A 13,258-nucleotide genomic window follows, 5' to 3' on the forward strand; every position below is an offset into this window, starting at 1 on the left:
TATAATTAACTTAGGTATGCTCTTTATTTTAAAATAGAGTAAGAATCATAGTAAAGGATGAATTGTATGGATAATAAATACTATATAGTAAGCGGAGATATACTTCAGGATGTGGTAAAAAAGGTTGTAGAGGTTAAGGAGCTTCTCCATAAGGGGATTGTAAAGGATATTACCGAAGGAGTAAAGGCAGTAGGCATCAGCAGAAGTGCCTATTATAAATATAAGGATAAAATTTTTACCGTTTCAGAAGGTATACAGGGACAGAAGGCAACAGTGGCTATGCTTCTCAGTCATAAGGCAGGAGTTCTTTCAAGAATATTGGATACCATAGCAGCTAAGGGGGGCAACGTCCTTACCATAAGTCAGGATCTTCCTATAAATAATTCTGCTAATGTGGTGATAACCTTAGATATATCAAGCCTTGTGGTAGATGTTAAGGAGCTCTTAGAGATTTTATTAAGGGAAGAAAACGTTCTTAAAAGTACCATAGTGGCAATAGAATAGTAATTCCTTGAATTTATAGATTAATATACAAATAAATGGTATAATTAAAGATAATTTATATAAAAGCAGCGTGGTTCTTTTGTATTTAGGAGGAGTGAATATAATGAATAAAAAGGTTTTTTACAATAACAGACGTAAACTTTTAAACCGAATTAAGGAAAATGCTATAGTTGTATTATTTTCCGGAGCCGCTCCTAAAAAGAGTGCTGATGAAAGATACAAATATACGCCTAACAGAAACTTTTATTATCTAACAGGTATTGATGAAGAAAACATAGCTTTAGTGCTTACGAAGATAAATGGAGAGTATGATGAAAAGCTATTTATTAAAAAGCCTAATCTTCAGCTGGAAAAATGGATAGGAAGGTCCATAAGAGAAGATGAAGCGAAGGACCGTTCAGGCGTATACTCTATAAGCTATGTAGAAGAATTAGAAAATATTCTGCATAACTATATATCCACTAAGGATATCACTATAGTTTACATGGATTTAGAAAAGGACAGCTTCAATAGCAATAAAAGCTACAGCGAAGTATTTGCAGAGACCTTAAAGGATAGATATCCACAGATAGTTATTAAAAATGCCTATAATATGATAGCTGATTTGAGGCTTGTTAAGTCTCCAGAGGAAATAGGAGAGCTTAAAAAAGCCATTGAGGTGACTAGCCTTGGAATTCAGGAGCTTATGAAGCATGCGAGGCCTGGAATGAAGGAGTATGAGCTGGAGGCTTACTTTGATTTTATATGTAAATCAAGAGGTGTACGGGATTTTGCCTTTAAAACCATAGCAGCATCAGGGGTTAATGGAACAATACTTCATTATGAAAAGAATAATTCTGTTATTGAAAAGGACTCTCTAATACTATTTGATTTGGGTGCCCAATATAATTATTATAATGCTGATGTTACAAGGACATTCCCTGTTAGTGGAGTATTTACTGATAGGCAGAAGGAAGTATATAATGCAGTACTCAGAGTTAATGAAAAGGTAATTGCAGCAATAAAACCTGGTGTTAGTTATTTAGAGCTCAATGCCCAGGCTAAGGAATGGATAGCTGAGGAATGTATAGAGCTTGGACTAATTAAGGATAAGGCAGAGGTAACGAATTACTACTGGCACAGCATCGGACATAGTCTTGGTCTAGATACCCACGACGTAGGTGGAAGAGATATTAAATTCCAAGAAGGAATGGTTTGGACTGTAGAACCAGGTATATATATAGAGGAAGAGAAGATAGGTATCCGTATAGAGGATGATATACTGGTAACCGCTGAGGGAGCTGTAAATCTCACCTCAGGAATAGTAAAAACCGTAGAAGAGATCGAAGCCTTCATGGCAGAAAGAGCTCAATAGATTGATTAATAATGGTATAGGTTATGGTTAAGTAACTTATACCTTTTTATTTTCTAGAAAATCCCTTATAATATTGTTAATAATTTGACGATGGAAGGTTTGCGTTTATGGTTTGTGATGAGAGGATAATTCAAAGCTATGCTGATGGTGATACATATAAAAAGGGACTAGAATATTATAAGAATAATACTATGGAAGACTTTACTGTATCTATACTTCCTACAGATAATTCCGCAGTAAGTAGATATTCTATAGATACCTGGGTGACCTCTGATATCTCCGATAGAGAATATAATGTACAGGTGGCTTTTAATGATAGCAGTGGCTTCACTAGCTTTCATTGTGATTGCTCATATTTTAAAAGCTCCTATAGAAGAAGAGGTATATGCAAGCATTTAGTGGCAGTGCTTATAAAATATTTCAGAGAAAAATGCGGTCTTGTGACCAAGGAAAAAAAGGAGCTGCAGACAGCTTATTTTTTGGGAAAGCTTGAAGGTATTCTTTCAGAGTTTAATACTATCAAAAAGAAAATAAATATAGAAATACATTATTTTAATTATAAGAATGGAAGGATAAAAAGCTACGGAGAACTGAAGGTAGGCTGCGATAGAACCTATGGAGTAAAAGATATAGAAGCTTTTATAGAGGCAATAATTGATAATAAGATATATCAGGAATCAAAAAGGCTTTTATATAATCCTAAGGTGCATGAATTTTCAGGAGAAGTCAGGGCTTTTATAGAATTTCTCAAGGAGCTCTATGAGCTGAATCAAATAAATAGGATTGGAGCAGATTACAGCAGGAATAGAGTTCCATTATTAGAAGGAAAGAAGTTTTATATACCGGGAAGACAGGTTAAGAGGTTGTTTAAAGACTGCAGCTCTATCATAGAAAAAGTAACTATTAACGGTGAAGAGCTGGAGATTAATAGCTTTCAAAGGAAGGATATACCTCTATCCTTTAATGTTTATGATGAGGAAGGGGAGGTTTGTATAACACTGCAAGGACGTCCCCCAGTCCCCTTGGATGATAATAAAAGCTTGTTTTACTATGAAGGAAATGTATATGAGCCTTCAATGGAGCAGTGCAGGCTATATGAGCTGATGTGTGAAGCTCTGGGAGGCTGTGAAACCTCTACCTTAAGGATCAAAGAAACTGCTGCAAACAGCGGCTATATACTATCTGTACTGAGTAATTATTCTAAAGAGCTATGTTTTTTAGGAGATATGCAACGCTGTAATGCTAAAGAAGAGCTTAAGGGAGAAGCCTATGTAGATAGGAGAGATGGAGATATATTCCTTAAGCTTATCTATAGATATGGAGCTATAGCTATCAACCCTTTACAGGAAATTCAGGGAGATACATATATTATTAGAGAAGTATTTAGAGAAAAGAAGCTTCAGTCCTTAATTGAAGAATTAGGCTTTAGAAGAAAAGAGGATGAGTATGTTCTTTCCTCAGAGAAAGAGCAATTTTTCTTTTTGAAGGAGGGCTGCGAGAGCTTAAAAAGCTATTGTGATATATATTATTCCGATAGCTTTAAGGCTTTAACCGTATATAATCAGGAGGAAATAAAGCTTAATATTAGGCTTAATAAAAGAAATTTAATAGAGATAAATTTCTCAGCACTAAATATTACTAAAGAAGAGCTGAGGAAGATCTTCAAGCTTATAAAGCAGAATAAAAGATACTATAAGCTTAAGAATGGCAATTTCCTTGAGCTGGAGAATAAAGAGCTAAGCAAGCTAGAAGAATTTATGGAGAGAATAGGGGTTAAGAAGAGGCTTTTAGCTGATGGTAGAGTCTGTATACCAGTATTTAAGGCATTGGCAGCGGAAAAGCTCTGTGACCTTATGAGCCTTGAGAATGTCACTCTTACAGAGGAGCTAGAGGAAAGACTTCAGGAGCTGAAGACTCCTATAGACTTTGAAGCAGAGGTTCCAACAGACCTTAATGGAACCTTAAGAGACTACCAGATAGCTGGCTTTAGATACTTAAAATACCTTTCTGATAAGAATCTTGGAGGAGTATTAGCTGATGAAATGGGACTTGGTAAAACTATACAGACCATTGCCTATCTCCTATCAGAAAAGGGAAAGGGAAGTAATTTGATAGTATGTCCAACCTCTCTATGCTTCAACTGGCTTGAGGAATTTACAGCCTTTGCGCCAGGGCTTTCTGTGAAGCTTGTCCTAGGTAACAAGGAGGATAGAGAAAAAATTATTAAGGCCTCTAATGAATATGATGTAATAATAACCTCTTATCCTCTTCTTCGGAACGATTATGATTTATATGAAAGTATAGCTTTTAATAGCTGTATCATAGATGAGGCACAGTATATTAAAAATCATAATTCTCAAAATGCTGTTTCCGTGAAGAGGATAAATAGCAGGGTTAGGTTTGCGCTCACTGGTACACCCATAGAAAACTCCTTGGGAGAGCTCTGGTCTATCTTTGATTTTATTATGCCGGGGTATTTATTTTCCTATGAAGCCTTTAGTTCAATCTTTTTGTCTCCCATAACCAAGGAGCCTGAGAGCGCTGCTATGGATAAGCTAAATGAGCTTATAAGACCCTTTATTATTAGAAGGGTTAAGAAGGAGGTAGCAAGAGAGCTTCCAGATAAAATTAACCATAAGCTTATTGTAGGTATGACAGAAGAACAGGAGAGACTGTATAGCTCCTATGCCGCTGCTTCTAGAAAAGAGCTGAGGAGAGAGATAGAGCTTATGGGCTTTGAGAACAATAGAATGAAGATATTGGCAGTGCTCACAAGGCTCAGACAGCTATGCTGTTATCCAGGAGCCTTTGTGGAGGATTATCAGGGAAGTAGTGGAAAATTAATAGCTCTTAGAGAGCTTACTATAAATGCTTTAGAGCAGGGACATAAAATATTGATTTTTTCTCAGTTTACCACGGTATTAAAGCATATATTAAAGCTGTTTAATCAAGAAGCTATACCCTGCTATTACCTGGATGGAAGTATTAAAACAGAAGAGCGATATAAGCTGGTGGAGGAGTTTAATAGCAGGACAGAGCCTTCTGTATTCCTGGTTTCTTTAAAGGCTGGAGGTACGGGGCTTAATTTAACAGGAGCTGATATAGTGGTGCATTTTGACCCCTGGTGGAATCCAGCAGTGGAGGAACAGGCAACGGACAGAGCTCATCGGATTGGACAAAATAACACTGTAGAGGTGATAAAGCTAATAACCAAAGGGAGTATAGAAGAAAAGATATATTCTATTCAGGAAAGGAAGAGAGAGCTCATTGAGAATATCCTTTCCGAGGAGAGAGGCAGAGGCTTTATAAATAGCTTTACAGAAGAAGAGCTCTTAGACCTTATAAACCTGTAAAATGGCTGTAATATTCTTTACAGCCATTTTTTCTTTTTGAAGTAGATAATTTGAATCACTATTAATATAAACATAAATAACATTGTGAGGGGATAGGCGGACCTATTATCAAGCTCAGGCATATATTTAAAATTCATTCCATAGATACCTGCAATTAAGGTGAGTGGAGCCATAATAGTTGTGATTACAGTGAAAAATTCCATGGTTTTATTCATTTTGTTGGATATTTTAGTTTCATATATTGATAGGTCTGTAGCTAAGGTATCTGTATAAGCATCTAAGGCTTCATAAATTTTATAAGTATTATCATATATGGTCTGAATAAGCTTTATAGTGGGAGGTTTGATGAAATCATAATCATAGCTTATAAGGGAATAGGTTACTGTCCTTAAGGAGGTAACTACCCTTTTAAATTTCAAAATTTTCCTTCTGAGCTCTAATATTCGAGTTTGCAGCTCACTGCTGGAATCCTTTATGAGAACTCCTTCTATATTGTCTACTAGCTCCTCCAGGTCTTCTAAGGAGACAAAATACTCATCACATATGCTGTCTAAGATGACATATAAAAGAGTATCAGCCTCCTCTCTAAAAGCTGCAGCATTCGAAGGGATATGATCCCAGATGGCGTCTAAAACCTGGGAACGCCCATAGCTTAAGCTGATTATTACCTTTTTATTAATTATAAAGTATTCCTTCATCCACTTTATATTTTTGCCTAAAGAGCCCTCCTTTAATATGGCCATATCAATAGTGTAGAATTCGGTGTTTTTTTCTACAATGGAGCGCCTTCCTCGGATTTCTCTTAAGGGATCAGGATTTTTGTAGTTAAAAAACTTTTCGATGACCTCCATATAATCATCAAAGGCTTCTCCCTTTTCAATATGGATATCAACCCATAATAGGTTATAATCTATATCTTCTATTTCCTCTAAAAAGTTTTTTCTTTCCATGTAGTCTGTAGTAATGATTTTTTTTACAGCCTTATAGCTGTAGGTGTATCTAATCATAATACATCCTGTGCTGTCATTTAGTAACAGCATATTTCCTTTCTGATAAACAAATATTTATTTATCCTGATTTATATCTTTATTATAATATTATCCTATAATTTAGCTATGCATAAACTGTTAATCTTGTTTTAATAATATCTGTAGTACCATAATGATATTTTTTATAAATATATAAAAATTATTTATGATATAATTAATTAAATGTAATAATATTATTAATTTTTATGAAGGGGGAAAGGATATGTGGAAGGAATTTAAAGACTTTGCAATGAGAGGAAATGTCCTGGATTTGGCTGTTGGAGTTATTATTGGAGGAGCCTTTAATTCTATTGTTACCTCATTAGTAGATAATATAATCTCACCTATAATAGGCATATTCTCTGGTAAGGTTGATATGTCAGCAATATTTATAAAAATTGCTGATACTAAGATTTTTATAGGAGCATTTATTCAAAGTATTATTGATTTTATTATTATTGCCTTTACTATATTTATTATGATTAAAATGGTTAATAAATTGAGAAGTAAAAAAGAAGAAGAAGCTGAAGAAGCACCAGAGGAAAGTATGACCTCAGAAGAAAAGCTCTTAATGGAGATTAGAGATTTATTAAAGGATCAAAAGAGCAAGGAAAGCTAAAATACATAAATTAAGAACTCTTAAATACAAATAAGAGTTCTTTTTTAAAGGCTTTTTAAGGTGGCTTCCATATGGACAGGGTTACAATTATTGGCTATAATTTATAAGGTTAATAGAATATTAGTCTTACATCTGGGAGAGGTAAACAAAATGAATAATATATACGGTATTATATGCTCCTTCATCTTTGTTGCAGCAGTCCTTGGACTATCTACCCTTTTGAGTAAAAGAGGGATAATAAGAGGAGAAGGAAGCAGGAAGCTTATCCACATAGGAGTTTGCAACTGGTGGATCATAGCCATGGTATTTTATGATAATCCCTTTTATGCAGCCTTAGTACCAGCAGTCTTTATTGCTGTAAATTATATGTCCTATAAAAAACAGCTTATCAAGGCCATGGAGAGAAATGGTGGTAAAAAGGATTTAGGCACTGTCTACTATGCTGTTTCTTTATTTATTTTAGCTTTGTTATCCTTCGGACCTGATGGCGAACCGTACATAGGAGCAATAGGAATACTAGTTATGGGCTATGGGGATGGAATTGCTGCAATAATCGGAGAAAGGCTGGGAAGGATACCCTTTGGACCTAAGAAAAGTGGTAAAACCCTTGAGGGAACAATAGGAATGTTCCTTGCTTCCTTTATTGTAGTTTTTATGATAATGTCAATATTTTCAGATATAAGTCCTTTATGGGTGAGCTTAGCTATTGCCCTTTATGGAGCAGTAGCAGAGCTATATACACCTAATGGCTTTGATAACTTAACGGTTCCCCTTGGGACAGCCTTCTTATATACTATTATAGCTTCAGCAGTATAGGAGGAGAAAATGAAGGAATTAATTATTGGTTTAATATTTTCAAGCATAATAGCTGTAGCTGCCTTTAAGAAAAAATCCCTTTCTTTAAGCGGAGCTATAGCTGCAGTATTATTAGGAACCCTTATGTATTATTTCGGTGGCCTTGTAGCCTCAGGTATGATGGTGGCCTTCTTCCTTTCCTCAAGTCTTTTATCTCACCTTTTTAAGGGAAAGAAAAATGCTCTGGAAAAGGTTAATGAAAAGGGGACAAGAAGAGATTGCTTTCAGGTTTTTGCCAATGGAGGAATGGGTTTAATATTCGCTGCTCTCTTCTATTATTTTAATAATCCACTGTTTTTAGTGGGCTGTGCTGCCGCCTTTGGAGAAGCAAATGCCGACACCTGGGCATCAGAAATAGGAGTTTTAAGCAGGAAAAAGCCCATATCAATTATCACTAGAAGGACCATAGACACAGGGGTGTCTGGAGGAGTTAGTCCTTTAGGAACCCTAGCTTCTTTTTTAGGAGCAGCCTTTATAGGTGTTTCCTTTTCATGTATCTACTTTATAACCTATGGATATAATATAATTATTATATTTGCACCTCTTATAATTACTTTTCTAGGTTTTATAGGAGCTATAATAGATAGCCTCTTGGGAGCAACCCTTCAAGCTCAGTATTATTGTGAGGAAGAGAAGCTAATCACCGAAAAAAGCTTCTATAAGGATAGAGCTAACAGGTTGGTTAAGGGATACAGGATATTTAATAACGATGCCGTGAATTTTTTAAGTACCCTTCTATGTTCTCTTCCTATATTTTTATTTATAGGTCGTTGACAAGGAGGATTTAATAGCATATTATTGTAATATATGTGAACAAAATGCCTTGAAGAGAAGAGTAATAAGAGGAAAAATCCACAGAGATTCGGAGCTAGGTGAAAGCCGAAGATTTTGAGCCTTATGAACATGGTCTCGGAGCATATTTTCTGAGCCTTTTGGTTAGGAAAATACGGATTCAGCCGTTATACTGAGGACGATGAATGTGATGTATTGCAGAGTCGTTTAATGAGTCAGCCTAATTGTGCTGAAAAGTAGAGTGGTACCGCGATAATATTCGCCTCTATACGGTAAAATATCCGTATAGAGGCTTTTTAATTTTAGGAGGGAATAAAATGTGTAAGAAAACCTATTATATAACTACACCTATATATTACCCATCTGCAAACCTGCACATAGGTAATACCTATACTACCGTTGCTGCTGATGCAATGGCTAGATATAAGAGACTAAAGGGCTATGATGTTATGTTCCTTACAGGAACCGATGAACATGGTCAGAAGATCCAAAGAATCGCCGAGGAAAAAGGGGTAACACCAAAGGCCTATGTAGATGAAATTGTTGCTGGTATTAAGGATTTATGGAAGCTTATGAACATAAGCTATGATAAATTCATAAGAACCACCGATGATTATCACATACAAGCAGTTCAGGATATCTTCAAAAAGCTATATGATCAGGGAGATATTTATAAGAGCTCATATGAAGGCTGGTACTGTACACCTTGTGAATCCTTCTGGACTGAAACTCAGCTATTAGATGGCAAGTGTCCTGATTGTGGAAGGCCCGTAGAAAAAGCTAAGGAAGAGGCTTATTTCTTCAAGATGAGCAAATATGCGCCTAGACTTATAGAGCATATTGAAGCTAATCCTGACTTTATCCAGCCAGAATCAAGAAAAAATGAGATGCTCAATAACTTCTTAAAGCCTGGACTTCAGGATTTATGTGTATCCAGAACAAGCTTTAACTGGGGGATACCAGTAACCTTTGATAATGAACATGTTATCTATGTATGGATTGATGCATTATCAAACTATATCACGGCCTTAGGCTATGGCAGTGAGAATAGTGATTTATATACTAAATACTGGCCTGCAGATGTCCATCTTATAGGTAAGGACATCTTACGTTTCCATACTATTTATTGGCCAATTATGCTCATGGCTTTAGACATTCCTCTTCCAAAGCAGGTTTTTGGTCATGGATGGCTTTTGGTAGATGGCGGGAAAATGTCAAAGTCCAAGGGTAATGTAGTTGACCCTGTGATCTTGGTAGATCACTTTGGAGTTGATGCTGTAAGATACTATTTATTAAGAGAGATTCCATTTGGTTCCGACGGTCTCTTCACCAATGAGCTATTCATAAAGAAAATAAATTCTGATTTAGCTAATGATTTAGGTAATCTTCTTTCCAGAACTGTAGCCATGGTTCAGAAGTATTTTGGAGGAACTATACCAGCTCCTACAGCAAAGGAAGCTATTGATGAGGAATTAATTAAATTAGCTCTTGAAACTCCTGTTAAGGTGGATAAGGCTATAGATAAGCTCAAGATACCAGAAGTCTTAGATGCTATATGGGAGCTAGTGGGAAGAGCCAATAAATACATCGATGAAACAACTCCATGGATTTTGGCAAGAGATGAAGAGAAGAAGGAAAGATTAGGTACTGTATTATACAATCTTGTGGAATCCCTAAGATTTATATCTGTACTAGTATCACCTTTCTTAACGGTTACTTCAGAAAAGATAAACTATCAAATTAATAATGACCTTACAGATTGGGATAGCTTAGCTTCCTTCCATGGAACCAAGGAAGGAACAGAGGTTAAAAAGGGAGAAACTCTATTCCCAAGAATCGATGTGGAGGCAAAGATAAAGGAGCTTGAAGCCTTAGTAGCTAGCAGTAAGGAGCCTGAGAAGATGCCTATGTCTCCAATCAAAGAGGAAATAACCATAGATGATTTTGATAAAATCGATATGAGGGTAGTTAAGGTTCTTGACTGTCAGCCTATAAAAGGAGCGAAGAAGCTTCTAAAGCTTAAGGTTGATTTAGGTGGAGAGGAAAGGCAGGTAGTATCAGGAATAGCTCAGTACTATAAGCCTGAGGATTTAATTGGAAAAAATGTTGTTCTTGTAGCTAATCTTAAGCCTGTAAAGCTCCGTGGTGAGCTGTCCCAGGGTATGATACTCGCTGCAGCTACAGGGGATGATTCAAAGCTTTTTGTAGTTAATCCAGGAGAGCTGCCATCAGGAAGTGAAGTTAGATAAATTTTATAAATATAGCTGCAGACTCAAAGCTTTACTTTATAGAGTCTGCAGCTTTTTTATAAGCAGAAATATAATTTTATTTAACCTTCTAATATATCTTCAATAGCTTCCTCATCCAATATTGTAATGGAGGTTTTGTCATATTCTATTATTCCTTCCTCCTTGAGCTTCATAAGCTCTCGAGATAAGGAAGGACGCTGAACTCCCAGGTGCTCAGCCCACTCCTTTTTAGAGAGGGAGAGATTGATTCTAGTGGAAGCTGTCTTCTTGTATTCAGAATATATGTAGTCGCAGATCTTTTGTCTAAGACTCCTGAGGCCAATTTCATTGAGCTTGGAGCTCAAGGCTACGGCTTTATTGGATAGTGTCTGCATAAAGGATGTCATGAAGGCACCATGATTTTGTGAAAGAGCTGCTACGGAGGCCTTGGGAATGTGAAGGATTTTTGAAGTTTTTTTACTTACTACATTCATGGGATAGTGATTCTTATCTCCAAAGAGAAGATTTTCTCCAAATACATCCCCGGAATTAAGTCTTGATACCGTAAGTACTTTTCCTGAGGCTTCAAGCTTTTGTATTTCTACCTCTCCCTCTAATACTATGCTTAAAAAATGACACTCATTACCCTGTGTAAAGATTATTTCTCCTAAAGGGTAGCTCTTTATAGGAATGTTTTTGCTAGAAAGAAGGTTAATTATCTCTGCTTCAGTAAAATTTATAAATAGCTTACATTTTTTTAGAACAGTGATATAGCTGTAATTTACATCCATTTTTATCCCGCCTTATCTTAGCCTTAAATCAATATAGTCTATTTAATAATAACTAAATAATAGCAAGTATACAAGAAAAGGAAGATAATTACTAAATAAAGAAGAAAAATGTTAAAGGCTACAACATAACCAGCCGTAGCCAGTATGTGCAGCCTTTATTTTTATATGCAAACTTAACTATATAATAAAGCTTAAGCCTTAGTTACATTTATAGCTTGCTCTCCCTTAGAGCCTTCAGTGATATCGAACTCTACTGAATCTCCTTCATTTAGGGATTTGAAACCATCCCCTTGAATACCAGAATAATGGACAAAGACATCCTTGCCATCATCAGTAGTAATAAAACCATACCCTTTTTGGGCGTTGAACCATTTAACCTTACCTAACATGAAATTACCTCCGTAAAAAGAAAAGTTGTTTATAACATATATTCTACCTTAAAAATCGTTAAATATTCATAGCTTTAGGAAAAATAAACAATTATTTCAAAGACTGTTCATATATGCCCCTAGATAATGTGGTTTATTATGCTATAATATGAATTATGATTTTTTGATAAAGTGAAAGGAGATTAGCTATGGATAATAATATGCTCCCCATCTTCGATTCTCATGCTCATTATGATGATGAAAGCTTTAATGAGGATAGGGATAAACTTATACCTTATTTAAATGAGCAGAATGTGGTGGGGATAATTAATTGTGGTTCTACCCTAGAAGGGGCCATAGCTTCCTATGAGCTGGCGGAAAGGTACCCTTTTATCTATGCAGCCGTAGGCATACATCCTGAAGAGGCATATGAATATAACTCTGATGTTCGTAATAAAATAATAGAAATGGCAAAAAGCTCTAAGGTTAAAGCTATAGGAGAGATAGGCCTTGATTATTATTGGGAGGAGAATCCCCCTAAAGAGGTTCAGCAAAAGGTGTTTAGAGAACAGATGAAGCTTGCTGAGGAATTAAATCTTCCCGTGGTTATCCATGACAGAGAGGCTCATGGAGATACACTAGCTATAATTAAAGAGTTTCCAAAGGTTAAAGGAGTGCTCCATTGCTTTGGAGGAAGCACTGAATTTGCCAGGGAATGCATAAGGGAAGGCTATTATATAGGATTTACTGGAGTAGTTACCTTTAAAAATGCTAAGAAGCTTCTAGAAGTAGCAAAGGATATACCACTTGATAGAATGCTGGTAGAAACTGATGCTCCTTACATGGCTCCTGTACCCTTTAGAGGAAAGAGAAATCAATCGGACTATATAGTTAATATAATTCACAAGATAGCAGAGCTTAGAGAAACAACTCCAGAAGAAATAAGCAGGGTAACAATTGAAAACACAAAAGTTTTATTTAACATATAATTAATAAATAACACTGTGAATATTATTTACAAATAATGGACAAAATAGTATTATATTAATAATTTAATCGATTAGCGATAAAGAATTCCTTATATTGTAAATAGTCTTCATATTTACTGAAATTATTCCATAATATTCTATTATATTCCATAAACAGGAATAAAATTGGACAGATTCTATTTTTTTGTATATTATATTAATTGGCTTTTCTAATAATATTTTAGAGCCTCACCGTTGACTGGATTCTGCAATTATACTTTTATTTATATTTTTATGCATATGGATGCATTTACAGTCAAAACAGCAGGAGAGTGATAAAATTTATTCCTTATCATCGCTTATCCATTTAATTGTTAAATGGTCGATCCTGCAAAAGG

At 35.5% G+C, this 13,258-nt stretch carries 11 protein-coding genes and 1 other annotated feature; of the genes, 8 read left to right on the top strand and 3 right to left on the bottom strand.

All coding sequences use genetic code 11. The features are described 5' to 3' along the window. The first annotated feature begins 66 nt into the window (after positions 1-66). The 3 genes from ACPWSR_RS10080 to ACPWSR_RS10090 all read left to right on the top strand — a co-directional run bounded on the left by ACPWSR_RS10080 (position 67) and on the right by ACPWSR_RS10090 (position 5,211). The gene (locus ACPWSR_RS10080; RefSeq protein ID WP_426348110.1) at positions 67-504 is read left to right on the top strand and encodes an ACT domain-containing protein; all 438 of its coding nucleotides are present in this window, start codon (positions 67-69) and stop codon (positions 502-504) included. Between the two features lie 103 nt (positions 505-607). Further along, complete coding sequence (locus ACPWSR_RS10085; RefSeq protein ID WP_426348111.1) at positions 608-1,858, top strand: aminopeptidase P family protein; 1,251 nt, start codon at positions 608-610, stop codon at positions 1,856-1,858. Positions 1,859-1,965: 107 nt separating this feature from the next. Continuing rightward, positions 1,966-5,211, top strand: a complete 3,246-nt coding sequence (locus ACPWSR_RS10090; RefSeq protein ID WP_426348112.1) for an SNF2 helicase associated domain-containing protein — start codon at positions 1,966-1,968, stop codon at positions 5,209-5,211. A 17-nt stretch (positions 5,212-5,228) separates the two neighbouring features. Here ACPWSR_RS10090 and ACPWSR_RS10095 read toward each other — a convergent pair whose 3' ends face one another. Then, positions 5,229-6,218 carry a magnesium transporter CorA family protein gene (locus ACPWSR_RS10095; RefSeq protein ID WP_426348113.1) on the bottom strand — a complete coding sequence of 330 codons (990 nt, stop codon included), beginning with the start codon at positions 6,216-6,218 and terminating at the stop codon, positions 5,229-5,231. 244 nt (positions 6,219-6,462) lie between these two features. Between ACPWSR_RS10095 and mscL the strand changes: the two genes are divergently transcribed. From mscL to metG, 4 genes are all read left to right on the top strand, one after another. Next, a complete protein-coding gene (mscL, locus tag ACPWSR_RS10100; RefSeq protein ID WP_426348114.1) occupies positions 6,463-6,858 on the top strand; it encodes a large conductance mechanosensitive channel protein MscL in 396 nt (131 codons plus the stop codon). 150 nt (positions 6,859-7,008) lie between these two features. Then, positions 7,009-7,674: a diacylglycerol/polyprenol kinase family protein gene (locus ACPWSR_RS10105; RefSeq protein ID WP_426348115.1), complete on the top strand. Its 666-nt coding sequence runs from the start codon at positions 7,009-7,011 to the stop codon at positions 7,672-7,674. A gap of 9 nt (positions 7,675-7,683) precedes the next feature. Continuing rightward, entirely contained in the window at positions 7,684-8,487 is an 804-nt protein-coding gene (locus ACPWSR_RS10110; protein WP_426348116.1) for a DUF92 domain-containing protein, read from the top strand. Positions 8,488-8,527: 40 nt separating this feature from the next. Next, positions 8,528-8,775: a binding site (T-box leader), on the top strand. A gap of 47 nt (positions 8,776-8,822) precedes the next feature. After that, entirely contained in the window at positions 8,823-10,754 is a 1,932-nt protein-coding gene (gene metG / locus ACPWSR_RS10115) for a methionine--tRNA ligase (RefSeq protein ID WP_426348117.1), read from the top strand. Positions 10,755-10,834: 80 nt separating this feature from the next. Here metG and ACPWSR_RS10120 read toward each other — a convergent pair whose 3' ends face one another. Further along, the gene (locus ACPWSR_RS10120) at positions 10,835-11,524 is read right to left on the bottom strand and encodes a Crp/Fnr family transcriptional regulator (protein WP_426348118.1); all 690 of its coding nucleotides are present in this window, start codon (positions 11,522-11,524) and stop codon (positions 10,835-10,837) included. Positions 11,525-11,715: 191 nt separating this feature from the next. Then, on the bottom strand, positions 11,716-11,913 hold the full coding sequence (locus tag ACPWSR_RS10125) for a cold shock domain-containing protein (RefSeq protein ID WP_426348119.1): 198 nt from the start codon (positions 11,911-11,913) through the stop codon (positions 11,716-11,718). Positions 11,914-12,101: 188 nt separating this feature from the next. Between ACPWSR_RS10125 and ACPWSR_RS10130 the strand changes: the two genes are divergently transcribed. After that, positions 12,102-12,881, top strand: coding sequence for a TatD family hydrolase (locus ACPWSR_RS10130; RefSeq protein ID WP_426348120.1), 780 nt, complete (start codon positions 12,102-12,104; stop codon positions 12,879-12,881). Positions 12,882-13,258 lie beyond the last annotated feature (377 nt).

It is taken from the genome of Alloiococcus sp. CFN-8, assembly GCF_049943125.1.
In the GTDB taxonomy this organism is placed as follows: Bacteria; Bacillota; Clostridia; order Clostridiales; family Clostridiaceae; genus JAEXZL01.

Bases quoted from the DNA above. Each gene is read 5' to 3' on its own strand.
- ACPWSR_RS10080 (WP_426348110.1), top strand. From the start codon at position 67: ATGGATAATAAATACTATATAGTAAGCGGAGATATACTTCAGGATGTG.
- ACPWSR_RS10085 (WP_426348111.1), top strand. From the start codon at position 608: ATGAATAAAAAGGTTTTTTACAATAACAGACGTAAACTTTTAAACCGA.
- ACPWSR_RS10090 (WP_426348112.1), top strand. From the start codon at position 1,966: ATGGTTTGTGATGAGAGGATAATTCAAAGCTATGCTGATGGTGATACA.
- ACPWSR_RS10095 (WP_426348113.1), bottom strand. From the start codon at position 6,218: ATGATTAGATACACCTACAGCTATAAGGCTGTAAAAAAAATCATTACT.
- mscL (WP_426348114.1), top strand. From the start codon at position 6,463: ATGTGGAAGGAATTTAAAGACTTTGCAATGAGAGGAAATGTCCTGGAT.
- ACPWSR_RS10105 (WP_426348115.1), top strand. From the start codon at position 7,009: ATGAATAATATATACGGTATTATATGCTCCTTCATCTTTGTTGCAGCA.
- ACPWSR_RS10110 (WP_426348116.1), top strand. From the start codon at position 7,684: ATGAAGGAATTAATTATTGGTTTAATATTTTCAAGCATAATAGCTGTA.
- metG (WP_426348117.1), top strand. From the start codon at position 8,823: ATGTGTAAGAAAACCTATTATATAACTACACCTATATATTACCCATCT.
- ACPWSR_RS10120 (WP_426348118.1), bottom strand. From the start codon at position 11,524: ATGGATGTAAATTACAGCTATATCACTGTTCTAAAAAAATGTAAGCTA.
- ACPWSR_RS10125 (WP_426348119.1), bottom strand. From the start codon at position 11,913: ATGTTAGGTAAGGTTAAATGGTTCAACGCCCAAAAAGGGTATGGTTTT.
- ACPWSR_RS10130 (WP_426348120.1), top strand. From the start codon at position 12,102: ATGGATAATAATATGCTCCCCATCTTCGATTCTCATGCTCATTATGAT.